This is a genomic window from Geotalea daltonii FRC-32 (genome assembly GCF_000022265.1).
In the GTDB taxonomy this organism is placed as follows: Bacteria; Desulfobacterota; Desulfuromonadia; order Geobacterales; family Geobacteraceae; genus Geotalea; species Geotalea daltonii.
The window spans coordinates 2649564-2673519 of the sequence record NC_011979.1; the positions used below are offsets into that span (position 1 = coordinate 2649564).

The 23956-nt window shown below is 50.1% G+C and carries 24 protein-coding genes; 14 read left to right on the forward strand and 10 right to left on the reverse strand.

Going from position 1 to position 23956, the window contains the following annotated elements; all coding sequences use genetic code 11:
* Nucleotides 1-13: 13 nt before the first annotated feature.
* From GEOB_RS11980 to GEOB_RS12015, 9 genes are all read right to left on the reverse strand, one after another.
* Entirely contained in the window at nt 14-829 is an 816-nt protein-coding gene (locus GEOB_RS11980) for a hypothetical protein (RefSeq protein WP_154650489.1), read from the reverse strand.
* Between the two features lie 166 nt (nt 830-995).
* Complete coding sequence (locus GEOB_RS19790; protein ID WP_083767143.1) at nt 996-1259, reverse strand: nicotinamide mononucleotide transporter; 264 nt, start codon at nt 1257-1259, stop codon at nt 996-998.
* A gap of 60 nt (nt 1260-1319) precedes the next feature.
* Nucleotides 1320-2225, reverse strand: coding sequence for a hypothetical protein (locus tag GEOB_RS11985; protein WP_012647492.1), 906 nt, complete (start codon nt 2223-2225; stop codon nt 1320-1322).
* Nucleotides 2226-2326: 101 nt separating this feature from the next.
* The gene (locus GEOB_RS11990) at nt 2327-3544 is read right to left on the reverse strand and encodes a cation:proton antiporter (RefSeq protein ID WP_230198934.1); all 1218 of its coding nucleotides are present in this window, start codon (nt 3542-3544) and stop codon (nt 2327-2329) included.
* 88 nt (nt 3545-3632) lie between these two features.
* Complete coding sequence (locus GEOB_RS11995; RefSeq protein WP_012647494.1) at nt 3633-4508, reverse strand: radical SAM protein; 876 nt, start codon at nt 4506-4508, stop codon at nt 3633-3635.
* Nucleotides 4509-4541: 33 nt separating this feature from the next.
* Nucleotides 4542-5372, reverse strand: coding sequence for a hypothetical protein (locus tag GEOB_RS12000; protein ID WP_012647495.1), 831 nt, complete (start codon nt 5370-5372; stop codon nt 4542-4544).
* Nucleotides 5373-5418: 46 nt separating this feature from the next.
* On the reverse strand, nt 5419-6369 hold the full coding sequence (locus tag GEOB_RS12005; protein WP_012647496.1) for a radical SAM protein: 951 nt from the start codon (nt 6367-6369) through the stop codon (nt 5419-5421).
* A 117-nt stretch (nt 6370-6486) separates the two neighbouring features.
* On the reverse strand, nt 6487-6879 hold the full coding sequence (locus GEOB_RS12010) for a DUF190 domain-containing protein (protein WP_012647497.1): 393 nt from the start codon (nt 6877-6879) through the stop codon (nt 6487-6489).
* 66 nt (nt 6880-6945) lie between these two features.
* Entirely contained in the window at nt 6946-7494 is a 549-nt protein-coding gene (locus GEOB_RS12015) for an NUDIX hydrolase (RefSeq protein WP_012647498.1), read from the reverse strand.
* A 482-nt stretch (nt 7495-7976) separates the two neighbouring features.
* Between GEOB_RS12015 and GEOB_RS12020 the strand changes: the two genes are divergently transcribed.
* A complete protein-coding gene (locus tag GEOB_RS12020; RefSeq protein ID WP_012647499.1) occupies nt 7977-8714 on the forward strand; it encodes an acyl-homoserine-lactone synthase in 738 nt (245 codons plus the stop codon).
* Here the strand turns inward: GEOB_RS12020 and GEOB_RS19795 are convergent.
* Nucleotides 8647-9393 (reverse strand): helix-turn-helix transcriptional regulator, encoded by a 747-nt coding sequence (locus GEOB_RS19795; protein WP_012647500.1) that lies wholly within the window; start codon nt 9391-9393, stop codon nt 8647-8649. The two genes, GEOB_RS12020 and GEOB_RS19795, sit on opposite strands and share 68 nt — an antisense overlap.
* 1982 nt (nt 9394-11375) lie before the next feature.
* Here GEOB_RS19795 and GEOB_RS12025 point away from each other — a divergent pair.
* The 13 genes from GEOB_RS12025 to GEOB_RS12080 all read left to right on the forward strand — a co-directional run bounded on the left by GEOB_RS12025 (nt 11376) and on the right by GEOB_RS12080 (nt 23881).
* Entirely contained in the window at nt 11376-12614 is a 1239-nt protein-coding gene (locus GEOB_RS12025) for a CaiB/BaiF CoA transferase family protein (protein ID WP_012647502.1), read from the forward strand.
* Nucleotides 12598-13827 carry a CaiB/BaiF CoA transferase family protein gene (locus GEOB_RS12030; protein ID WP_012647503.1) on the forward strand — a complete coding sequence of 410 codons (1230 nt, stop codon included), beginning with the start codon at nt 12598-12600 and terminating at the stop codon, nt 13825-13827. The genes GEOB_RS12025 and GEOB_RS12030 overlap by 17 nt, the downstream gene beginning before the upstream one ends.
* A gap of 48 nt (nt 13828-13875) precedes the next feature.
* The gene (locus GEOB_RS12035) at nt 13876-15108 is read left to right on the forward strand and encodes an acyl-CoA dehydrogenase family protein (RefSeq protein ID WP_012647504.1); all 1233 of its coding nucleotides are present in this window, start codon (nt 13876-13878) and stop codon (nt 15106-15108) included.
* A 194-nt stretch (nt 15109-15302) separates the two neighbouring features.
* Nucleotides 15303-16073, forward strand: a complete 771-nt coding sequence (locus GEOB_RS12040; protein ID WP_012647505.1) for an enoyl-CoA hydratase/isomerase family protein — start codon at nt 15303-15305, stop codon at nt 16071-16073.
* A 154-nt stretch (nt 16074-16227) separates the two neighbouring features.
* On the forward strand, nt 16228-16983 hold the full coding sequence (locus GEOB_RS12045; RefSeq protein ID WP_012647506.1) for an electron transfer flavoprotein subunit beta/FixA family protein: 756 nt from the start codon (nt 16228-16230) through the stop codon (nt 16981-16983).
* The gene (locus GEOB_RS12050; RefSeq protein ID WP_012647507.1) at nt 16980-17867 is read left to right on the forward strand and encodes an electron transfer flavoprotein subunit alpha/FixB family protein; all 888 of its coding nucleotides are present in this window, start codon (nt 16980-16982) and stop codon (nt 17865-17867) included. Before GEOB_RS12045 ends, GEOB_RS12050 begins: the two co-directional genes overlap by 4 nt.
* 1 nt (nt 17868) lies before the next feature.
* Nucleotides 17869-19854 carry a (Fe-S)-binding protein gene (locus GEOB_RS12055; RefSeq protein ID WP_012647508.1) on the forward strand — a complete coding sequence of 662 codons (1986 nt, stop codon included), beginning with the start codon at nt 17869-17871 and terminating at the stop codon, nt 19852-19854.
* A 34-nt stretch (nt 19855-19888) separates the two neighbouring features.
* Nucleotides 19889-20329: a Zn-ribbon domain-containing OB-fold protein gene (locus GEOB_RS12060; protein ID WP_012647509.1), complete on the forward strand. Its 441-nt coding sequence runs from the start codon at nt 19889-19891 to the stop codon at nt 20327-20329.
* A gap of 48 nt (nt 20330-20377) precedes the next feature.
* Nucleotides 20378-21550, forward strand: coding sequence for a thiolase family protein (locus GEOB_RS12065; protein WP_012647510.1), 1173 nt, complete (start codon nt 20378-20380; stop codon nt 21548-21550).
* A gap of 40 nt (nt 21551-21590) precedes the next feature.
* A complete protein-coding gene (locus GEOB_RS12070) occupies nt 21591-22337 on the forward strand; it encodes an SDR family NAD(P)-dependent oxidoreductase (protein ID WP_012647511.1) in 747 nt (248 codons plus the stop codon).
* 25 nt (nt 22338-22362) lie between these two features.
* Entirely contained in the window at nt 22363-23112 is a 750-nt protein-coding gene (locus GEOB_RS12075) for an SDR family NAD(P)-dependent oxidoreductase (protein WP_012647512.1), read from the forward strand.
* Nucleotides 23113-23227: 115 nt separating this feature from the next.
* Nucleotides 23228-23377, forward strand: a complete 150-nt coding sequence (locus tag GEOB_RS20325) for a hypothetical protein (RefSeq protein ID WP_012647513.1) — start codon at nt 23228-23230, stop codon at nt 23375-23377.
* Nucleotides 23378-23428: 51 nt separating this feature from the next.
* Nucleotides 23429-23881, forward strand: a complete 453-nt coding sequence (locus GEOB_RS12080; RefSeq protein ID WP_230198935.1) for a cyclic nucleotide-binding domain-containing protein — start codon at nt 23429-23431, stop codon at nt 23879-23881.
* Nucleotides 23882-23956: the final 75 nt, after the last annotated feature.

Genomic DNA, 23956 nt, shown 5'->3' on the forward strand with positions numbered 1-23956 from the left:
AGCCGGGTGTGCACTAGTTTTCAAAAACACAGCCAACACCGGTATGAGCCATAAACCACGCGAGATGCGATAAATAAGCACCTTCCTTGATAATGACTGAATCATTATTTCCCATGGATGAAATATGATCAAACAATGGATTACTAATCAACTTGGTAGCACACCCTTGAGAATGCGGGCTGACCATAAATGGCTTCTCTAATCTTCCCCCTGACAAACCTTGATAGGCCAATTTGTCAATGTCTTTATACTCTAGAAAATACATCCTTCCAGCTTGAAAGCCCACTTCGTAAAGGCAATCATGGTCAGGGTCAATATTTTCGAGGACTCTTAAACTGTCCAATGACGGACATTTACTTGAGCTAGCAGGATATTCCATCCATTGAGCACCATCCCACCTAACGCAGACTGGCTGGCGGCCGAAATCTTCGCTAATTAAATCACCATTTGAATCTAATAGGAATCTATTTTTGAAAAATCCTTTCCTAAACAAGGCATCCGGCGCACCTTCCACGATCTCAAGAAGAATATGCCTGTCTTTGACAAGTATTCCTCCAGACCAATCAAACTCCAATAGTGGTTGGACTGTCATGTCATAATCATGAATTCCAAGGTCCTCTGCTTCGGCAATAAGAATGTGAATGGTTTCTTCAATATCCTGAGTGGAGGTTAACCTTTTCAGGCAATGTGGATAAACTGAATCTGAAAAATTAGCTCTAACATACAACCATTGTGGTGCCCATTGGCTAACCAATTGGACCGCGGTGGGGACTTCAGCTTTTTTATGAAACAAAACCGTATTAGGAATCCTCAAATTGCTGCCATCCAAGGCTATAAGACTCCTGACTTTATCCGTAACTACCTCAAAATTGTTTAGCCTGAATAACCCAGTCATTTCGTACCCTATAAAAAAATGGAATTATAAGACCACTGGCGACTTGACCCCAAACCATCAAACCTATGGTACTGTGGCTTATGTCGAGTTTCAGAATTTCTTATTCAGCTTCGGCTTGAGCAGAAAAAGAGGGCGTAGTTTCGTCTCTGTTTTTCCACTTAAAAAACCCATATAAAGCTTGCACTGAATACACAGTAAACAGGAATACAGAAGCATAGATTCCCTGATAATAATAGAAAAAAACCCAAAAAACGTTTATCACCACCCATATTAAATATCCGGTTCGTCTTTTATTAATAACAAGTTGGCCACCAAGTAAACTTCCAGCCACAAGCAACCAAGTTAAAGCACCATTTGCATTCAAAACGTTCCCCCTCGTTCCACCTACCCTGAGTTATTAGATGTTCAAATAAAATGACTCAATTCAACTAAAAGCTTGCAAAATAACATCTTGAGCGGACGCACCCTCTTTAGGGCAGCAACAATTCGTAGCGGAATGGAGTATTTTTACGTAACCTTCTAAGATATTAAGCCTTGAGCCGTTGTCCATGACACAATCTACCGACTTATTGTTTCTGAATTCCTCAAAACTACTGGTGTTTGCAACAAACCCCTCATTTACTAGATTTCCATTGAAATTTGAAGGAAACAAACCATTAAACTCACTAAGGGTCAAAAATTTATGATTGTCCTTATGCACATGAACGGATCGGACTTTTAAACCTTTGTTACTTAAACTTTTAATTCTTTCAATATATTCCGGTACCCCACCACATTCGTATGTATCAAGTAAGACAGAAGCACCATGCCCTACCATTAACTTTTCGTAAAGTTCTCCAACATAACGCCTATGCCTGGAACTGAGCCAGTTATGGTAGGATAGTCTTATCTCCTCAACTTCTAGATTATTCCCAGCGGCAAGATAGGCGAGCTTTTGTTTGTAATCTGAAAGTTCGGCCTCCTCATTAACACGGAGATCTCCTACTGGCGCATGCACAATGTAGTCAGTGAATCCTAATGTGGCGCAAAAAGAAAAAAATTGCTGCAACAATTTAAAGCCAAGAGGCTTTGACCAGTCATAACTATAACCGCCAGGTTGGTGTACTCTCACCTCTGATGGTGACAGACCATAATCATGTAGGTACTCCTTGAACCTCAATATCTCACCTTGCAGCGTTTTTAAATCGTCAGTAAAAAAAGACTGGCCAGCAATTACTGGAAGTTGGGTTAATAAGGCAACCTCAATTCCAATATTCAGTCCAATTAACCCCTGAATGTAACCCCTATCAGCAAAATCGTTGACAGTTACAGTCGTATACATAATACCCATTGAATTAATCCTTCCCAACCCGTGCCCTTACAAAATGAATACGGAACAGGTCTTAGTCGGCCCAAAAGCTTATCCCAACGCCCTAGATTTTTACCTGCTAACTAAACCTTAAGTAGGCGCAAATCGTTTTTGATAATGTATCTGAACCATGCCCCTGCAAAGGCCGAGGTTATTATCGCAATCAAGATGAGCGAAGCTGAAAAAGAGCTACTGACTATCCCCAAGTCAAGCGCTACAGTCGCCAAAACAATGAGTGGCCCACCTTTAGTACTCATCGCAATCCCTAAATTGACACTAGAAAACCAATCTACTCTCAACATCCTAGTTGCAACTAAGCACCCAGCCATCTGAAAAAAAGTCATATACAAAAGGAACCAACCAAGAAAGAGAGGATCGAAATCCCTGATAAGGTTCAGCTTTAACCCGACTATGGCGAAATAGAGTGGAACAAAGAAAGCAAGAGAAAATTCCCGGATATGCTTTTTAACATTTATAAATTCGGGCTCTTTAGCCATCCCAACTACGATACCGGCGAGGAGTGCGCCAAATACCAAGTTAACGCCTAACATACTAGCTATTGCCACAAGAAACAGGCACACCGCCATGACATACCCAACAATTGATGACCTGGCAACTACATTCCATTTCGAACCATTCAAGAACATTATTGCTCTTGGTATGATCTTTAAGAAAACTATAAAAAACGCTATCGTGATGACTAATTTGAGGACTATTTCTGATAAATTGATGGTACGTGCAGCTACTAAATCCCCAGCAATAGCTAAAGCGATCCACACTACTAAATCATGTATTGTTGCAGCGGCGAGAACAACATTCGCAAACGGTGTACTTACAATATTCAGTTCGATAAATATTTTAGAAATAACAGGGATAGAAGTGACCGCAGTTGCAATTGCTATAATCAATTGCAATGCTAACAGGCTGTGTTTGTCACCGACGTAAGGCGTGAGGTCAAAACAAATCGGCAAAAACCATCCGGCAATGAATGGTATGATTGTAGAGCCAATAGTGAGTCCAAAAACAAGTTTATTGTTTTTCTGGTTTAAATAGTTCTGTATTTCAAATCCAGAAATAAACATTAATAAAATCAAGCCAAACCAGTAGACAATGGAAATTAGCTTACCCTCTGCTACAAATGCATTAAAAACCCAATTCTGCAGATCCGGCAGAAAATGACCAAATACCGTTGGCCCTAATAAGAATCCACCAAATATTTCACCAATAACACTAGGCATCCTCAATAAAGTAAAAAAGTAGCCACAAATGTGAGCAAAGGTCAACAGCAGGAAGATTGCCATGAAAAACCGCGTCAACTCCAGGTCTGTCAAATAGATTGTGTCAGAAACCGTCACACCAACCCCTGCTCTGCTAAGATAACTCTAGTAATCATGAATAAATTGCCCTGTTTGATACGCACTTATCCCAAAGATGATTGATTTCGTGGAAAGCCTCACGTATATGATCTGCTGTCATTTGTTTGGTATCACCAAGCGATACGTAATCTCCTTTACTGGAATACGCTAAAGTTAAATCAGGCTTTACAAATACATATGATTCATCCCTTTCTGCAGCTGTCGCATGTGATATGTGTACATCGGGAAAATATTCTTTTAAGTTTTGCATCAGTCCTTCGAAATCATCTTGAGGGATACTCAGGCTATCTATATAACTGTAATTATCGTTATAATCATTAAAATTGCTAAATTGATAGAATCTCCAGACATCAGGCGTATACAGCGGAAACTTCTCAAACATGATCTTGCCAAGTAATGCGACATGATCGATATTTTTTTTGGTTACAACAGTACCAAGTTTAACTTTAGCTGTTAGATCATCGTATTCTTTGTAATATCTGAGGAACTCTACTACTTGTGTAAAGTGTTGCGCACCTAATTCTCCCGTGATTATTTTATCTAACTCTGCTGATGGTGCGTCGAGAGATATACTAATCCATGACAAATATGGGGAAATTTCTTTCCATATTTGTTTTAACAGCAGGCCATTAGTAGACAGGTACACGGCGAAACCAATTTTTTTTGCATATTGGGCAATGTCAGCAACATCTTCTCGGACCGTCGGTTCTCCGCCAGTCAAAACCACTCGCCTCAACCCTGCGATGTATAGCTTGTCTAAAACGTGCTTTATTTCAGCCAAAGAAGCCTCACTGCCCTCTTTTGGGGCATAGCACTTATTACAGTTGAGATTACAACGATAAGTAACCATAATATCCACCGGGATTTGACTCAAATCTGTTGTTTTCACATTACCTCCCTCATTAGGCACAAAGGACATCCCTTAATTATCAAATATGCCCAATACCTGAGCTGCACGTTGATATTTGATTTTCTTTGTAATACTAACGCCGAACCTATTACCCAACGATTGTGATAGGACCTCTATCAACTTGACCACGCGAGGGTCCTTTGCAACCTCCGGGCTTATTCGAGGGTAAATAGCCAGCTCTACTTCTGAAACAGGGCAGCTTTTACGCTTATCCTCTGGTAACCGTAGATTGGACACATGAGCTCTATCTATGCTACATCGCAATGCGTCTTTCTTATCGAGCCAGACAAAAAACGTGAACCTGTAATCATCAAGACGTATAGAAGGAATAAGATCAGTACCACGAATACCAAGCTTTTGCTCTAAGTGTAGTCCAGGCTGATCAATGTCTTTTCGTTTTAATAAAGACTTGACGATACTCACCGCCTCGATTGAGTCAGGTCCATTTTGTATTGTTTTTTTCTCATCACCCGCAAACACATATCTGTGGTCCCGCCTGACGCTGTGACTATCTGATGCTTCTTTAAAGGCACAAAAAGCATGCGTTATTTTATTGCACGAAGTACGCAGCAATGCGCCAGTGTTCAATATCTTGTAATCCTCTGTATCGTAATATATTGCGGTGTTTAACGGTGGAGTCACCCGCGCATTTTCCTTTTCAACAATTTTTGCGCCATGTACCAATCCATCAATACAATCTTTCATCTCATCTAACCACTGGTAGTACTGTTCGTTCGTTACATTGTCCATCTCGACTTTAACCGCAAGCTGATTAAATATCACCAGCTTCCCAGGTTCGACGGTATAAACGGCCTCTTCACTTGGCATCCTTATGCAATCCATGGTTAATCCTCCCAAATATAAGAAATTGATTAATCTCCTCTTTGCCCTAAAGGACGGGACATAGCGGATCGATGCTCGGTTGGTGCTTCAATGCGACAGCAACGCACCCTTTACCGCATCCGGGAACACCACAATTGCTGCATAAAGGGTGATTAAAAAGCTTCTCCAATTCCGTCGGAAATCCAAATACGTCTTTTACACTGTCGGAATCATATTCTGAGGTGAAGCTAGAAATCCAAGAGCACGGCGTTATCTTGCCATCGGACAATATTCCGATAATGTTTTTGCCGGCTGGGCATTTTTGCAACTTCCCTTTTTTAGGTCTAATCAAGTCGATGTACTTTTTGTCTTGCAGTACGTCAGAATTTACAATCTGACTTATTTCCTCCTGTGAAACTACATATTCAGAAAGTTCCGCATTATCGTCGACTTCAATTATGTCATTGAGCTTGGCACTTAAATCATGAGTTTTTAAGAACTTAAATAATTCGGGAAGTTCATGAATATTCTTCTTCGTTACTGTGTACTGTAAGGAGATTTTTGCCTTGTAAGGCAATAACTCCAGTATGTTATTAATCACCTGGTCGAAGGCTCCAACCCTACCAGTAAACTCATCGTGTGTTTGCGCAGAAAAACCACACAATCCAATTCTTATTTTCACTGATTCACAACACAGTAAATCTAAGAAATGTTTATCTAACAAAAGACCATTCGTATTGATTGATACTGTCATACCTTTTGCTTGAGCATAATTTACAACCTGAAATATCCCATCGAATAGTAACGGCTCACCACCTGTTAGTATTATACGTTTAATCCCATGAACAGCCAAATCGTCGATTAGACCCTCGGCTTCCTTCAAAGTTATTTGTGCATTTTCTCGACGATGTTTGTTTAGACAGTGCTTGCAGCTTAATTGACATTTCCCTGTAATTTCCCAGTTCACCTTGATGACATCTTCATTTGGCCAGAAACAACATGCTCTTATGTATTCCATTATTTTCTCCTATTGATACTTCGAAATGAAAGCTGAAGCTTATGGCTAAACCTTTTCAGCGGCTACAACCTTACTTTCATTACGACAGCAATAAGGCTGTATCTACGCAAACCATTCTTAATCAGCGATGGTGTCACAACTGCCAAAACTCCAACCTTCTATAGGTTTGTAAACCATCGCTTTATCCTTGAGCAGGCCAGAATGCTTTTTTACGAACAGCTCGATTTCTTCGCGCAATGAAATAAGCTCAATATAGAGATTTAAAGAAGAGTTATGGTATTCCGACAATTTCCCTGTTTCTATCTTTCCATTAGGAATGTAGCCGCTGTGCATTAGATAAGCGTACGCACTAAAAATCCCGTCCTGCTTGGCTGCTTCAATAATATCTTCGTACAGAGACCTACCGAAAAAACGCTGTAGGTTGGTAGTCGCTTTGACTTTATCTCTTGCAGTCATATAAATACGCAATTGTCCATATTCTTTTATGACTACACTTTCGTCATCCGACACTTACAACCTCCCATAGTCCCATGGTTTAACATTGCCTTACTACACTAGTAACAAATTCACCTTTACCTAAACAGTTTCCAAAATACCATTGAGGCAATGTTCCTTTTCAATCACTGCTTCACTACAATTAACAAATTCATTGAATGCTTTGTTAAGTAATTTTTTGTAGTTTGGGAAAATATTCAGAGCCTGTATCTCTGCTTTGCTAAACCATCCTATATTTTTATACTCTCGGTAATCATGCCGGATTTGATCAGTATTTGAACTGCATATAAAAACAAAATCTATGTGATAATGTAAATCATTTGGTATATTTATCAGTTCGCATAAAACAGCGTATGGGTTGTGCAGTACAACGGCTTCATTTGTTCCAAGATTTACATCACAATTACTAACAATGGTTATTTTTAAACCTGTTTCTTCCATTATTTCTCTACTAACAGCTTCGTCAGGGGATTCGTTTACCTCTATATGCCCACCTGGCCCGAGCCAGGTGCCTAATTTTTTGTGTTCTAGTAATAGCACTTTCTCATTGTGGAAAATGATTGCCGACGCAACGAAATGCTTAATGACCGAACCTTCTCTTAAGGTTGCTACCTCACAGTCTACAGACATTGAAAACCCCTATTCTAGCTGACTATTTAGCTTGTCAGTCTTCCCAGATGGACTGCATTGCACTCATTTGCGTCGCGTTTTTACGTTCTAACAATAAGCATCCAGACAACAGCTGAACAATCCCTACCACCTCGTTTAAACCCTGTGCGGTTTGAAATACAATTTTTGGTCATATTAATGAACTGTCCTAAAGGACAGGTGCTTCGTGCTTAGCTTCTTTAAGCCGCTAAAAGAGGAGTCGTTATTGATTATTTTTTGAACTTGCTGGCGGGTATTTACTGAAACATTTCAAAGCAGTTTGGGATTACTCGGAGTCATTAATTGACGTAACCAGTGTAAATTGAATGCAATTCCATCTTGATTTTTGGAGGAACCACATCGGTACAGACCTGATTTTGGCAAGGAATGTTGCCGCAGCTGTACTTAAAGCCAGGTGATTTTCTTTCAATTTTCTCCTCTTATGTGTTTCAAGGAGGAGTAATATGATAGCGATTAGCAAACATGTTGCAACACCCGCTGCTAATGGCCTTAAGAGTGATGTCTTTATAAGGGAGGGTGGTCTTTATGTCACAAACATTGTTGCAAAAGAAGATATATTTAAAGCACATTCATTGAGGTATAGAGTTTTTTGTGATGAATTGGGATGGGCTCCCCAAAATTTTTGTAAGCTTGATATAGATAATTATGATGATGGGGCTGTCTTTTTTGGCGTTTTTGATGTGAATAATGATTTAAAAGCCTTTTTACGGATTGTGACCTCAGATCATCCATTCATGATAGAGAACGAGTTTCCGTTTTTGGTAAAGGCGGGATCAACTATAAGCAAACGAGACGATGTCGTTGAGGTATCAAGACTATGTGTTGATGCCGATGCAAGATCAGAGACGTTTTCTGGTAATTTCGGCGTGCATACTGCCTCTCTTCTTTTATATAAGGGTGTTTATCATTGGTGTTTGAAGAATCGAATAAACTACCTTTATCTTGTTGTTGATTATAAGGTGTTCAGATTGCTAAATGTGAAAGGATTTCCCTGCAGATTGATAGGAGATCCAAAAGTTATGCCCGATGGTGTAGTTGCGGTTGCAGCAATGCTGAATTGGAGGGAATTTGAAGAGTTGAACCTTGTTGGAACTAAAAATTTGAAATCATGGTTCAGTCAATATCAATTACCCCCGCCGACAGTGCAATTGCCACAGCGTGAGTTCTGCTCACAGCATTAAGTTTAACCATGATATTTTCAACATGAAATTTTACAGTTCTTACACTGATAGCGAGAATTACTGAGATATCCCAAGAACTCTTTCCCTTTTTCACCCAATTAAGCACTTCTATTTCTCTTTTTGAAAGTTCGAAATTTACTGGAGCTTTTGTTTTTGATAAATAAGTCGTAAATGCAGTATGTAAATGTGGGGTCAAATTTTCAATTATGAATTTCTCACGTGGGTGGTTTTCCAGTTTACCAGCAACTGAAAACAGGCTTCCTTCTGTCGATTTCAAGTTTCTAACTCCACAGGCAATACCATTATATAAGTTAAAATCTCTTGCCGCTGAGATGAATTCTTTAGGTGGATTCCATTTCTTGTAGGTGTCTTCCCAAAACTGTAGCTCAAAATTACTAAAGTTTTCTTTAGCAATCGGGTCGACTTGACAAAAATTTTTTCTTTTATAAGTGATTAGCCATTCTTCTGGATAAGATATATTCATTACATCATATGTCTGTATTAGACCGTTAGTACCTATTTGGGCTATACCAAATACTGCGTTATCAATCGCTACAAGACTAGACAAACTGTCTACAATATTCTTAATACCTGTCTTATTCTTACAGGTCACACATTCGTGAATAAGCTCTAAAAGAAAAACTGCATCACGCTTTGAAATACAATCAGTATTTTCCATATTTTCTCTATCTGTGTTATGTCCAATTGTTAGCCGCCATAGCTCCTTTAACCAATCATGTACGGTATCTGGCGTCTTGAATTATAAGCTTCATCTGCTGTTTTTATTCTTGTAGTTCTTACAAATTATTTCAGCGCTTGGCGGTGCCCAAATGGATTCAATTAAAACAGCAGACCTCCTTTTTAAGGATTCCTGAGTTGCTCAGCAGTTGCTTTCCAGGAGGGCAAAATGTTTGCTTAGCCCCATCGAGTATCCTGGAATAAGTGGCATCGTTTTCACAAGGGGACGAGGTAATTCGACATATTCCCGAAATTGAATTTGTGTGCCTTGTATGGCACACGGCGTAAGTCCTGTGTAAAAAAAATTACACGTGTAAAATTTCTTTACACCTATGTACCTTAACTCACTACATAAACTGAAACGGAATATATTTTTAGACAACCTAATAATCAAGATAATTAAAAATATTTTTATTTAATTAATGCAAGAAAGTTGGCAAAAAACGAAAACCGCCACATATCACCTAGTAGATTCTACTCGTAAGTGCATTCGAGTTAGGGGCCCCAGACTCGCGGCCAGTGTACCTGGCTAGGCATAATCGGAACACCTCTGGAGCTCCCATAGATGGTCCTTCTGATCCCTCTCCAGATGGCAGTGCTGGGGAGGGATCACAGTCCCCAGAATAGCGTTCAGCTCGTCAGCGTCGTCTCGGACTCCGCCAGCCGGATAACTTTCCTTTTAATTCAGAGCAGATGTCATTGGTTTTATGGGCGAATGTAGTGATATAGGAGCAACTTTCAGGCGGGACGATGTAGCTGTCGTCGTACTGCTCTAATCCAGTACTCAACATAATCATTTCAGATTCGCTAGCGTTCTCCGGCATTCCGTCTGAGTAGCCAATGATCAGCGCGCATGTGTTATTCATATTTATTCTTTCACCCAACGGGCATGAAGTTGACCCGTCGTCTTTGTTTTTGGCGGGTCTAACTTTCTGGTTGGAAATTTGCCTTTTTCGCCGTTGATTTGTCTGGTTTTGCCAAATGCGTAGATCGGACCCTCGAAGGTTCCTCCACTATGCACGCTCAATACGGGAGTTCAGGGGACACCAACGGGAGTTCAGGGGACACGGGAGTTCAGGGGACACCATACTTATCTACTGGTGTCATTCGAATTAAGTATGGTGTTTGAATGAATAAGTAGCGAAGAGGAAGCCTCCGGTGGTATTGAAGCTTGTGCAAGCAAGCTGCCGGACCGGCAAAGCCGTCCGGATCAAATCACCACAGGAGGCTTCCATGAACGCAATTTACACATGCTCTACACCTGGCGCAGCAGAATCAGGCACAGCAGCAGCGGAGAGTGGCTGAACAGTCGCTTGCTGTTGAGAATGCCAAGTTGAAATGCCAGTTGGCAGAACAGGCATCAGCACAATACGGCACAACGGAGAATTTCATCATTTGATAAAAGATGATGGGTACCGGGGGTCTGTTTTAAAAATAATAAAACTTCAAATGGTGATCTTTTTCGCTCTTCCAATCCTTCCCCACCTTCTTTTTTTCCTGGGCGTGTGTGCTTACAACTAGCTTGAATTTCACTGTTTTTGCAATTTCTCCCCCCCCATGGCAGTTCTTTCTCCCTGTGGCCCTCCTAAATTGATTCCTAAAATAAAATAACGTTCAAATCTCATCTAATAGCTTAAGTCTCTAGCATAATGGGTTGTTATATAAGAGGATTCCATTCAGCCTTAATACGGCAGGTTTAGTTGTGTGAAAAAATAAAAACAGCGTTTGGCATATTAAGTGCTTATGTTGTGGTAATTCACAAGTATACGGACCTATTAGCTGGCAATTACAGGGTTGTTCGCGGAAAAAACTTCATAGAACTATGATTTATATTTTGAAATTGAAAATTTGGACACCGGGTTGTGTTTATTTTCGGACAAAGAGCTGCCGGCAAAGCCGACAGTGGCTGAAGGAGAAGAGAGAGTGTGTGAAACAAGCTCATTATCCGAATTAAGAATCCTGGATTTCACCGGCGAGCTAGGTCCCTATGCTGCAAAACTGTATGCAGGTCTGGGCGCTGATGTCATTCACATAGAACCTGTAACTGGAGATCCTTTGCGGTCCACGGGACCGTTCTACGAAAACCGGCCAGGAAAAGAAAACAGCCTCCAGTTCATCTATTACAATGCTGGCAAGAGAGGAATGGTGTTGGACATCAGCAACGAGACGGGTAGAAAAATATTTGTGGAAATGTGCAAAGGGGTCGACATTCTGTTCGAGAGCTTTGCCCCCGGATATCTTGATGCCCTGGGCCTGTCCTATGATGAGCTGAGTGCGGTAAATCCCAAATTGGTACAAACCTCCATTACACCGTTTGGTTACTTCGGACCGTACAGCGCGTATCCGGGGTCCGATCTGACCTGCGCGGCACTTGGAGGATTTTTGTATCTTGCAGGTGTCGATAACGACAAGCCGGTCCGGGCCTGTGACAATCAGGCCTATAGGATGGCTGAGGTCTATGCTGCTGTCGGTAGTTCAATTGCTGCACTGTTTGCCAAACGTACCGGCATAGGCCAGTTCGTCGATGTCTCCTGCATGGAGGCGGTGGGCATGGCTTTGGAGACCGCCGCTCAATGCTGGGATCTGGAAGGTACCCTGCGAAGGGGGAGAGGACGGGAGGCAGGATCGGCTACCATTCATCCCTGCAAGGATGGCTTTGTGGCCATCGTTGCCATCATGGGCAGGAACAAGGTCATGTGGGAGCCGTTCGTTGAATGGATGAAGGATGAAGATGTGGACGGATGGGAGCTCTTTAACAGCGATAACTGGATCAATGCTGCCTACCGTGAATCCAAGGAAGGATACGAACTGTTCTGCCGCATTTTTGAAGGCTTCACCATGAAGCACACCAAGCAGTATCTCTATGACGCCGGCCAGGCCCATCGAGTCGCCGTCAGCCCGGTCAGTAACGGCAAGGACCTTTTGGAAAATCCCCAGCTGAACTATCACGACTTCTGGAAGCGGCTGTATCACGAGCCGGTCGGTGGCGAGGTGGTCTGTCCCGGTCCCCCCTACGAGTTTGGGAATCTTAAGTGGCGCTTGGGGGATTTTGCTCCCACCTTTGGCCAGCACACCGCCGAGGTGCTTGGCGAATGCGGCTATAGCCGCACTGAAATCGAAGCGTTTCACAGGGAGGGGGTCGTCCATGTTGCCAAACCTTAGAAAGGCCCTCGAAGGGATTGTGGTCTGCGACTTTTCCTGGGTAGGGGCCGGTCCGATCGCCACGAACGTCCTCGGCCAGTGCGGGGCCGAGGTGATCAAGATAGAAAGCAGGAACCGGCCGGACCTCCTGAGAACAGGTGGCCCCTTCAAGGATGGGATCAACGAGGGGCTGGAGCGGAGCGGCTACTTCGCCAACCGCAATCCCAACAAGAAGGGGATCGCGCTGGATATGAGCCAGCCAAAGGCCAGGGCCGTGGCGGTTCGCCTGATCAAAAAGAGCGACATCGTCATCAACAACTTCCGCGTGGGGCAGATGGAGAAGTGGGGTCTTGGCTGGGAGGACGTGCAGAAGATCAACCCGCGGATCATCTACGTTACCATGAGCCTGCAGGGGGAAACCGGGCCGCAGAAGAGCTACATGGGGTTCGGGGTCAATCTGAATGCCTTGTGCGGACTCACCGCCCGGGCCTGTTTTCCCGGCGAGCGCCCTTTCGGGACCGGCACGAACTACACCGACCACGTCATGGCCCCCAGCCACACGCTCTTTGGCATTATGGCCGCCCTGCTTGAACGGGAACAAACCGGCAAGGGGCAGACAGTGGCTGTCTCCCAGCTGAAATCCGCCATCAGCATGGCACCTACGAGCGCAATGGCCTATGCGGCCAATGGGGACACGCTGGGTCCGGCGGGATTCGGCGATCCCCATGCAGCGCCCCACGGACTGTACACAACTCTCGGTTATCGGAAATGGATCGCCATTGCAGTGTTCAGCGAGGACGAATGGCGGGCGCTGAAGAAGGTGATGGGAAACCCCGCCTGGGCTGAGGACGAGAAGTTCAGCTCGCTGCAAGGGCGCAAGGAGCACGAGGCGGAACTGAACGACCAGATCGAAGGGTGGACAAGAGGGCTGCACGCGGACCGGATCATGAGCGAGCTGCTGCGAAACGGCGTCAGGGCAGGCGTGGTCAACGATGCACGGGGCGCCATCGAAGATGAGCACCTGCGGAAGCGGGAGTTCTGGTCGTACCTGGACCATCCGGTGATGGGGCGCACCCTGTACAATCGGGCACCGATCCGCCTTTCCAAGACTCCGCTCCGGATGGAAACCGCTGCCCCCCTCTTGGGCCAGCATACCAAGGAAGTGCTGAAAGGGATGCTCGACTACACGGATGAAGAGATCGCCATGCTCACCGAGGAAAAGGTGCTCGTGTAGCTGCTGGTCACCGGAGCTGCTTCAATACTAATCACCAGGAGAACAAGAATGGATTTCAGCATACCCGAAGAATACATGATGCTTAAAGAATCGATGCGGGAGTTCGTCAAGCGGGAACTGATGCCGCTGGAAAAGACGCTTCTGGAGCGGGAGCTCTCCCTCTGGACCCAGCCCGGCCACCTGATCCCCGAAGAGGATCACAAACGGCTTTTGCAGAAGACGAAGGACCTGGGCTTCTGGGGTCTTGAGGTGGATGAGGAATTTGGCGGCCAGGGGCTGGGGATGCTGGCCAAGACCCTGGTGGTTGAGGAGCTCTCCAAGAGCCTGGTGGGCTTCTCCAACCATGGCTTTACTCTGCCGCCGGACGCCCCCAACCTGTACTACCTGCACGAGTGCTGCGGACCCCGGCAGCGGGAAAAGTACTTCGTACCGTACTGCAACGGCGAAGTCGATTCAGCCATGGCGTGTACCGAACCGGGAGCCGGATCGGACGTGAGCGGTCTCAAGACCAAGGCGGTGAAGAAGGGTAACAAGTGGGTCATCAACGGCACCAAGACATTCATCAGCAAATGCGACTATGACAACGTCTTCTTCATAGTCATTGCGGTCACCGATCCCAGTGCAGCGAGCAAAGACAGGTTTACGGCCTTTCTCATCGACCGGGAGCATCCGGGGGTACGGATAGGCAAGGAGATTCCGGTCATCGGGCCGATGCCGACCTGGGACCTGATCCTGGAGGATGTGGAGGTGGATGATGACGCCATCCTCGGCGATGTGGGCAAGGCGTTCATCCCGCTGCAGAACCGGTTCGGCGTGCGCCGGATCGAGCTGGCCTCCAGTTGCACCGGCATGGCGGAGCGGCTGATCCAGATGATGATCGACCAGGCCAACACGCGCGTCACCTTTGGTCAGCCGCTGGCCGACCGGGGCACCATCCAGAACTGGATCGCCGACTCTACCATGGAACTGGAACAGGTTCGCTGGATGCTCTACTACGCAGCCTGGAAATCGGATCAGGGGCACAAGGACCTGCGGATCGAAGGGGCGAGCGTCAAGGTGGCGGCCACCGAGATGCTGACCCGTGTGGCTGACCGGGCGATCCAGATCCATGGCGGAGTTGGGGTTTCCCACGAACTGGGCATCGAATATGTAGCCCGGCATGTGCGGATCTGGCGCATCCTGGAAGGCCCTTCCGAGATCCATCGGTGGCTGATCGCCCGTCAGCTGTTGAAGGAGAAGAAGCCGTACAACCCGTTCATCGTTGCCAGTGACGAAATGTAGGCCGAGTCGCGAACTACAGCGGCGTTCGTTTAAGCGCCCGTAGCCGGAGCACTCCCCCTCTCCCTAGCCATCTCCCACTGGGGGAGAGGGAATCATACCTCCCCTCCCTTCGATGGGAGGGGCTGGGGAAGGGTGCAAGAGACTGATCATAAGCCCGAACGTTAACAGGACACTGATCGATAAAGGAGAAAGTAATGGGAGTCGATTTTCGTACAGAGAACAATGTTGGCTACATCACCCTGAACAGGCCTGACGCCATGAATGCCCTGGACCCCGAAGGGTTGGTGCGGCTGGCGGAGATCTGGGGCGAGGTGAAGACCAATCCGGACATCAGGGTCGCGGTGCTGACCGGTGCCGGGGAGAAGGCGTTCTGCACCGGCACGGACATGAAAAAGTCAAAGGTGCCGGACGAGTGCATGGCCGCCCTCTACTACAGGGAAGGACAGCCGATTATCCCGCACATGAAGATGTGGAAGCCGATCATCGCCTGCATCAACGGGTACGCCATTGGTGGCGGCCTTGAGATGGCCCTGGCGTGCGACCTGAGAATCTGCAGCACTACGGCCAAGTTCGGCCTGACCGAAACCAAGGTAGCAAGCCTTGCCGGCCTGAACGGGACCCAGTGCCTGCCGAGGGCCATTCCCCAAGCGGTTGCCATGAAGATGCTTTTGACCGGAGAAATGATCGACGCCGCCGAGGCGCACCGGGTCGGCCTGGTCAGCGATGTTGCCGAACCGGACCAGCTGTTGGATCTGGCCAGGAAGTATGCGGAGAAGATCGCCGGCAATGCGCCTTTGAGCGTCATGGCCGCCAAGCAGGCGGCAGTGATGGGGATGGATATGCCGCTCTCCCATGCCATCGACTTCTCGTACCTGTTGTGGGGGATCCTGCGGGACACGGAAGACCGGAAAGAGGGTTTCACCGCCTTTGCCGAGAAGCGGGCGCCCCAGTATCGGGGGCGGTAGTTCCGAAACAAAAACTCAGGTTGCTCAAAAGCAGTCAGATCGTCGCACCCGCAGGAAGCTCCGCGGAGGCGTAGCAGCGCTACGCCGCACAAAGGGGCTTTCGAGGACGGCGGCGAGATGGCTGCTTTTCAGCAACCTGCCAAGGAGCCAAATTATGCACATAGTCGTCTTGGCAAAAGTAGTCCCCGATTACGAAGTCCCGTCGGCGGACTTCGAACTGGTGGAGAACAGGGCCCATCCCCGGTACACGCGGATGATCGGCCTGTACGATGAAAACGCCGTCGAATTGGGGGTACAGCTGAAGGAGAAACTCGGGGCTGACCTGACCATCGTCTCCTATGGACTCAGTGATGACGTGCAGTTCCTCAGGAAGGCGCTGGCCATGGGTGCGGACAAGGTGGTCCTGGTGGAGGGGAGTTCGGACGACCCGTACGTGATCGCCGCCAACCTGAAGGAGGCCATCGACCGGCAGGGGAACGTGGACCTGGTCCTGGCGGGCCGCCAGTCCTCGGACATGGACCGGGGAGTGGTTCCGGGGGTGTTGGCCGGTATGCTCGACCTCCCCTTTGTCCCCCAGGCCTGCAGCGTTGAAAGCACGGATGGGGGGTGGAAAATCGCCCAGATAACCGAAAACGGCAAGCGGCTCTTGAAGCTCTCCGGCAAGGGGGTGCTCTCCATCACCAGCGTTCCGGAGAACGTTCCCCGGATCCCGGCGGTGAAGGCGATCTTCGCGGCCAAGAAGAAGCCGGTGGAAAAGCTGGCCGAGATCGGGGCGAGGAAGATGAGCATCGCCGAACTGTCGGTGACCATCCCCAAGGTGGAGTCCAACTGTGAACAGATACCGGCCGAGGACATGGACGAGGCTGTCCGTCAGCTTCTGAGAAGGCTCAAGGAGGAGCGATACCTATGAAAACGCTGATCATCGAAACCGCCAATGCCAAGCTCCTCGGGGAGCTGGTAACCGCAGCAAGGATTTTCAGCCCGACCCCGGATGTGGTCGTGCTGGGAGCAGGCGAGTTTCCGGGGAGCTACGGCAAGGGGTATCGGGTTCCCGACACCCTGGGGGCAAACCTGGGAACGGGGCTTGCCGACCTCATCAAGAGCGAGGGATACGAACTGATCCTCCTCAGCGCGACGGCCATCGGGAGCGGCCTGGCCGGACCCCTGGCGGTCAGCCTGGGTGCGCCGATCCTTTCCGAGGTCACCGCCATTACCCCGGATCTCACCGTCGAGCGGTCACTGTACGGCTCAAAGGCGGTTGCCCGCTACAAGGTGGAGTCAGGGCCGCTGGTCCTGACCATCAAGCGCAAATATTTCGAGGCGGCAGTCCTGGAAGGTACGACGCCGACCGCCGATCTGCCGGCCGGGCCGCAGAGGATCGTTCTTCTGGAAGAGATCGACGAGGAGCGGCAAGGCGTTCCCCTGGAGGATGCCGAGGTGATCGTCACCGGCGGCAGGGGAATCGGCAGCGGCGACAACTTCGCCATCCTGAACGACATGGCCGGACTCTTGAACGGGGCGGTCGGGGCGTCGAGAGGTGCGGTGGACGAGGGGTGGATGCCCCCCGGCGCCCAGATCGGCCAGACCGGCAAGATCGTGGCGCCCAACGTCTATTTCGCCGTCGGTGTCTCAGGCGCCAGCCAGCACCTGGCAGGGATCTCCAACGCCAAGTGCGTGGTTGCCATCAACAAGGATAACGAGGCGAATATCTTCAAACGGGCCAGGTTCGGCATCGTCGGCGACTACAAAAAGGCGGTGCCGGCCCTGATCAACGCCCTCAAGGAGAGTGCCTGACATGGAACGGGTCCCCTACTGGAATATCAACTTCGGCCTCCTGATCGATATCCTCTCCCTGCCGGCCCTGGCCGTCTTCGGGTACGGCATCTATCGCCACTGGCTGCGAATCCGGCAGGGCAAGGCGAACGTCAAGCTGGGGCTGACCCTGGAGGCGTTGAAGGTGGGACCGCTCTACCTGCGCTCCTTCCTCACCAGGGGCATCGTCGGGACCCGCATCTACAAAAAGCTGTTCACCGGCGTGGCCCACGGCCTCCTGTTCTGGGGGATGGTCGTGTTGACCGTGGGGACCGTGCTGGTGTTTGCCAATGTGCTGTTCGGCATCCCCGTGTTCAGGGGGGAGTTCAATCGTCTGTTCATGGGCGCTTTCCTTGACGCAGCCGGGCTGGCAGCCCTGGCCGGGGTGCTGTTCCTCCTGGTACGGAGGCTCTTGCCCCCTGAGCGGCTCACCTGTTTCAAGGCCAACACCGGCTTCATCCTCATGGAGGTGGGGATCATCGCCATCATCGTCACCGGCTTCTTCATCGAAGGGGCGCGGATCGCCCAGAACGGCGCCGATCCCGGCTCGTTCGTGGGCAACTGGCTGGCAGCCCAGCTGGCAGGCTCTGGAGCGCTTTCGGCAGTTCACCGTTACCTCTGGTGGACCCATGGCCTCATCGCCCTGGCCCTGATCGCCTACATCCCCTACTCCCCCCTGGTCCACCTGGTGCTTGCCCCGGCCAATGCCGGACTCGACGTCCCGGTTCCCGGCCCCAAGATGGGGGTCATGGACTTCGAGGCCTTCGAAGGGGAAGGGGAGGAGACGCCGAGCCTGGGGGTGAGCAAACTGGCCGATTTCAGCCGCAAGAACCTGCTGGACATCTCCACCTGCCTGAAATGCGGCCGGTGTCACGAGGTCTGCCCGGCGGCCCAGACCGGCAAAAAGCTCTCTCCCAAGGGGGTCATGGTCACCCTTGCCGAGTACCTGCACGAGGGGCGGATGGAGGACGAGTCGCTCCTGGAGACCATCACCACCGACGCCATCTTCAACTGTACCACCTGCGCCGCCTGCATGGAGGCCTGCCCGGTGGCGGTGAACCAGCCCAACGCCATTCTGAGGATGCGCCAGCACCTGCTCATGGAGCGCTCCGAGATGCCCGAGATCATGGGGCAGGCCAACAGGAGCCTGGAGGCGCGCCACCACCCCTTCATCGGCACCGGCTTCGGCCCCAACGACTGGCGCAAAGGGCTGGATGTCCCGATCTTTGAAAAGGGAAAGACGGAGTATCTCCTCTGGATCGGTTGCTCGGTTGCTTACGAGGAGCGGGCCCAGCATATTGGCCGGGCCATGGTCGCCATCCTCAAGAATGCCGGCGTTTCCTTCGGCATCCTGGAAGAGAACCGCTGCACCGGAGATCCGGCAAAGCAGATGGGAAACGAGTTCCTCTTCACCGAAATTGCCGGCCAGAACATCGAGGAGTTCAACGAGCTGGGGGTGACCAGGGTGATCACCATGTGCCCCCACTGCTTCAACAGCTTCACCCGCCATTACCCGCTTCTGGGGGCGAAGTTCGACGTCATCCCCCATGCGGTCGTCATACGCGACCTGATAGAGGCAGGGAAGATCACCCTCGCCAACAGCGGACAGGCCATCTGCTATCACGACCCCTGCTATCTGGGTAGGCACAACCGGCTTTTGTCGGAACCGCGCCAGGTCGTTGCATCGGTGGGGCAACTGGTGGAGATGCCGAGGAACGGGTGCGAAAGCTTCTGCTGCGGCGCCGGTGGGGGGAATTACTGGACCGAGGAGGAGGGGACCCGGATCAATCAGACCAGGGCAAAGGAGGCGCTGGATACGGGTGCCAAGACCATCGCCACAGCCTGCCCCTTCTGTATGCTGATGCTGACCGACGGCCTGAAGAAGTTCACGGAAGAACAGCTGGTGAAGGATATTGCGGAGCTGGTCTGCAGTCAGATGGAACAGAAAACGGAGAGCGTTTCACCATAAGAGACGTTGGAAAAACAACTTGAGGAGGAGCGTCATGGCTCAGGAAGAAGCCCAGAAAAAGAAAACCAAAGAAAAGGAACCCGATATCACCTTTTTTCACCCTGGCATATTGGAAGTGCCGAAGGATGGGAGCCTGCCCTACCTGAAGGGGTATCGTTGCAAGAAGTGCGGCCAGCTGGATTTCATGACCGAAATGTGCACCAGCTGCTGGAGCCAGGAGTTCGAGATAATCCCTCTCTCCCGCAGGGGAAAGGTCTACAGCTTTTCGGACATCTATATTGGTCAGCAGGGGCTGTCAACCCCATATATCTTCGCCTATGTGGATCTGCCTGAAAATATTCGGGTATTCGCCCAGTTGGAGGGAGAGGTCAACACCTATCGTTGCGACGAAGAGGTGGAACTGACCCTGGGGCACATCAGGATGAACAACGATAATCTGCCGATCGTGAGCTACAAGTTCAAGAAAATTGGCTGAGCGTAAAGAATAAAACCTATAGAACCAGAGAAACAGGAGATTATTCATATGAAATTACAGCGTGAAGTATATATCGCAGGGGTGGGAGAAACGAAATTCGGCAAGCACACTGTCGATTTCGATGTCCTGGGGAGGGAAGCCGCCCTCCAGGCCATGAGGGGGTCCAACATCGATCGGCCCGACATGGTCCAGAGCGCCTATGTGGGAAATGGCATGAACGACATGGTGACCGGGCAGACCGTCTTCAGGGGACTGGGGATGTGCGGTCCCAATCTGCCAATCATCAACGTGCAGAGCGCCTGCTCCGCCGGGGCCATGGCCGTTTTCTGCGCCATCAAGGATGTGGCCACAGGGGTTACCGACCTCTCCATCGGCGTTGGTTGCGAAAACCACACCATGCACAGGCAGAGCGGGGCAGCCTTCAGTGCGGCCCGGTCGGACATCGAGACCATGCACGGGGCGGTCATGACCGGCAAATACGCCATGCGGGCGACCCGGTACATGCATGAGACCGGCGCCACCATCGAGGATCTGGCAATGATCACGGTGAAGAACCGCAAGCATGCCACCCACAACCCCCATGCCTGGTTCAAGGGGCCGATCACCATTGAAGAGGTGGTCAATTCCCGCATGGTTGCCTATCCCATGACCCTGCAGCAATGTTGCGGTATTGCCGACGGCGCTGCCGCGGTGGTGGTCGGTTCCAAGGAGATGATGAAAAAACTGGGCATCGCCAAGCCGGTGCGGGTTGCCGGGGTGGTGGTGGAGTCGGGGCCGTACCATAACCGGCCGCGGGACATTACCGGCGATGACATCACCGAGACCACTTCCGAGAAACTCTATGAAGAGTCCGGAATCGGTCCTGATGAGGTGAATATCCTGGAGTTGCACGATGCCTTCACCATCTCGGAACTGCTCTACTACGAGTGCATGGGGCTCTGCAAGAAGGGGGAAGGACTCAAGTTCCTGAGGGACGGCCAGTCCACCTACGGCGGCAAGTGCGTAGTCAGCCCCCGCGGCGGAATGCTCTCCTACGGGCATCCCATCGGCGCCTCCGGTGCCGCTCAGGTTGCCCAGAACGTGAAACAGCTGCGCGGGGAGTGCGGGGGACACCAGGTCGGTCCGACCCCCAAGGTCGCCATGTCCCACGTCACCGGCGGAGGGCTTTCCGGCACCGAGCATGCGGCCTGCACAATGCACATGCTGGTCAAGGGCTGGTGAGACCGTAAGGACATCTTCAGGTATATCAAGGAGGCAGACCATGAAGGATAGGATAGCAGTTATAGTTGGAGCAACTGACGACGTGGGGCGGGCGATCAGCACCCGGTTTGCCCGTAATGGGGCGCGCACGGTGCTGATCGACATCGACCGCCAACCATTGGCAGAGACTTTGCGCATGGTGGAGGATGTGGGAGGCAGGGGTGAAATCATTGCCCTTGACCCCACCGATGCACAGGCCGTCAAGACGGCAGTGGCCAGTCTGGCCAATAGATACGAGGCCATCGATATACTGGTCAACAATATCGACCGCAGAGATGCCTCATCGGTGGCCGCATGCACCATTGAGAACTGGGAGCGATCACTGAAGGACAATGTGGTGCCACTGGTTTCATTTTGTCTCAACATAATTCCGGTCATGAAAAAGAGAAACTACGGCCGTATCATCAACGTGGGCAGCCTTGATTACCTGGGCTTTGCCAACCAGTCCCCCTACAGCACATCCAAATCGGCCATCTTCGGGCTGACCCGCTCCTTCGCCTTGGAACTGGCCAAGGACGGCATTACCGTCAACCAGATCCTGAAGGGTGATCTGAAAACAGCAGATAATCCGCTCTCTGCAGAGGCAGAGGAACAAAGCGCGAGCCGGTTGCCGGTGCAACGTCTGGGAAAACCGGAGGACATTGCCTATGCCGCGGCATACTTCGCTTCCGGCCTGAGCAGCTATGTTACCGGACAGAACCTCATTGTCTGCGGCGGGAAGAGCATCTATTCGTCAATGTCCGCTTAGGCGGTAGAGATAGGGGAGGAACATCATGGCAGGTTTACAAGACAAAGTGGCATTGATAACCGGATCGGCAAGCGGCATGGGGAAGAAGACAGCCCAGCGGCTTGCGGAAAAAGGGGTGAAGATCGTTATCAACGATATTGTACCCGAAAAGGTTGAACAGACGGTTCAGGAGTTCAAGGCGCAGGGGTTCCAGGTGATGGGAAAGGTTGCCGACATCTGCAATGCCTCTGCCGTTAACGAGATGGTGAAGGATGCGGTGGAGCAATTTGGCTCGCTGGACATCCTGGTGAACAACGCTGGCATGGAGAAGGCCGGTGCGCTGCGAAACTTAAGCGAGAAGGACTGGGATCTGACGGTGAACGTCAACCTCAAGGGTGCCTTCCTCTGCAGCCAGGCGGTGCATGGCTACATGATCGAAAAAGGGGGGGGACGGATCGTCAATATCGCTTCCAGAGCATGGCTGGGAGGTGCCGGGCAGGCCCCTTACGCGTCTGCCAAGGCCGGTCTGGTTGGGCTTACCAGGACCCTGGCACTGGAACTCGGTAGAAAAGGGGTTACGGTGAACTGCATCGCCCCAGGGCTCATCCATACCCCCATGTGGGACGAGCTGCCGGAAAAAAACCGGGCCGGTTTTCTCGCCAAACAACCCATGGGGAAGATCGGCGCGGATGACGACATCGCCAATGCCATCCTTTTTTTCCTGGATGACGATGCCTCCTTCATTACCGGCCAGGTCTTCTATGTGTGTGGCGGCAGAAGTCTTTTCGCAGGCTAGTTTGTCCGGGTAACCCGGTGAAAAGCCTCTTGTAGCACCTTCGGCCGAGTCGCATCCTGAACTGTTGGCAACAGGGTTTCACAATCGCCTCAGGCGAGGAAAGGACTGGTCAGACATGAACACAGAAAAATTTAAGAGTGACAGGTTTGATTACACTTGCAACGACGAACTTTTCCCCACGGAAATAACCTTCTCCGGTGGCTTCAGGGTTCGTCTGGGATGTTCGGAAGACGGTCAGGCCTACCTGAAGGTGGAGCCTGAGTGAGAGATGCTCCGCCGATGGCGGGGCAACCCGCGCGACAGTAAGGGAAGCAGAATGAACTGTTTCAAAGGAGGAACAGCCATGATTTCACCAGGACTTTTACGGCCTTATCGTTTCTTCACCTCACTGACGGACGAACAAATCAACGACATCGCAGCGATTGGGGAAGAGAAATCCTTTTCCGCGGACAGCGTCTTATTCAGGGAAAGCACCCCTGCCGATAACCTGATGCTCCTCTTGGAAGGGGCAGTTGATCTGTTCTACAGCAATGGAGGAGCAGGAGCCGCTGCTAATTCCACGGTCTGTTCCATCGCCCCCGGGGCAATCTTCGGCGTTTCGTCGTTGATAAAACCATACCAGTACACCGCTTCTGCACGGGCAACCAAGCCGGTCAGGGTCGTGGATATCAACGGTGCGCGGCTGCGGGCAATGTCGGAAAACAACCCAACGCTGGGGCACGTGCTGATAAGCAACGTCGCGGCAGCGGTACTCGCCCGCTTGCGCTGATCATGACGACCCGAACCCAAATGGAGATCAAAGGCAGGTGATATGCCGCAGATTGCCGACAAATTAGCAATCTGC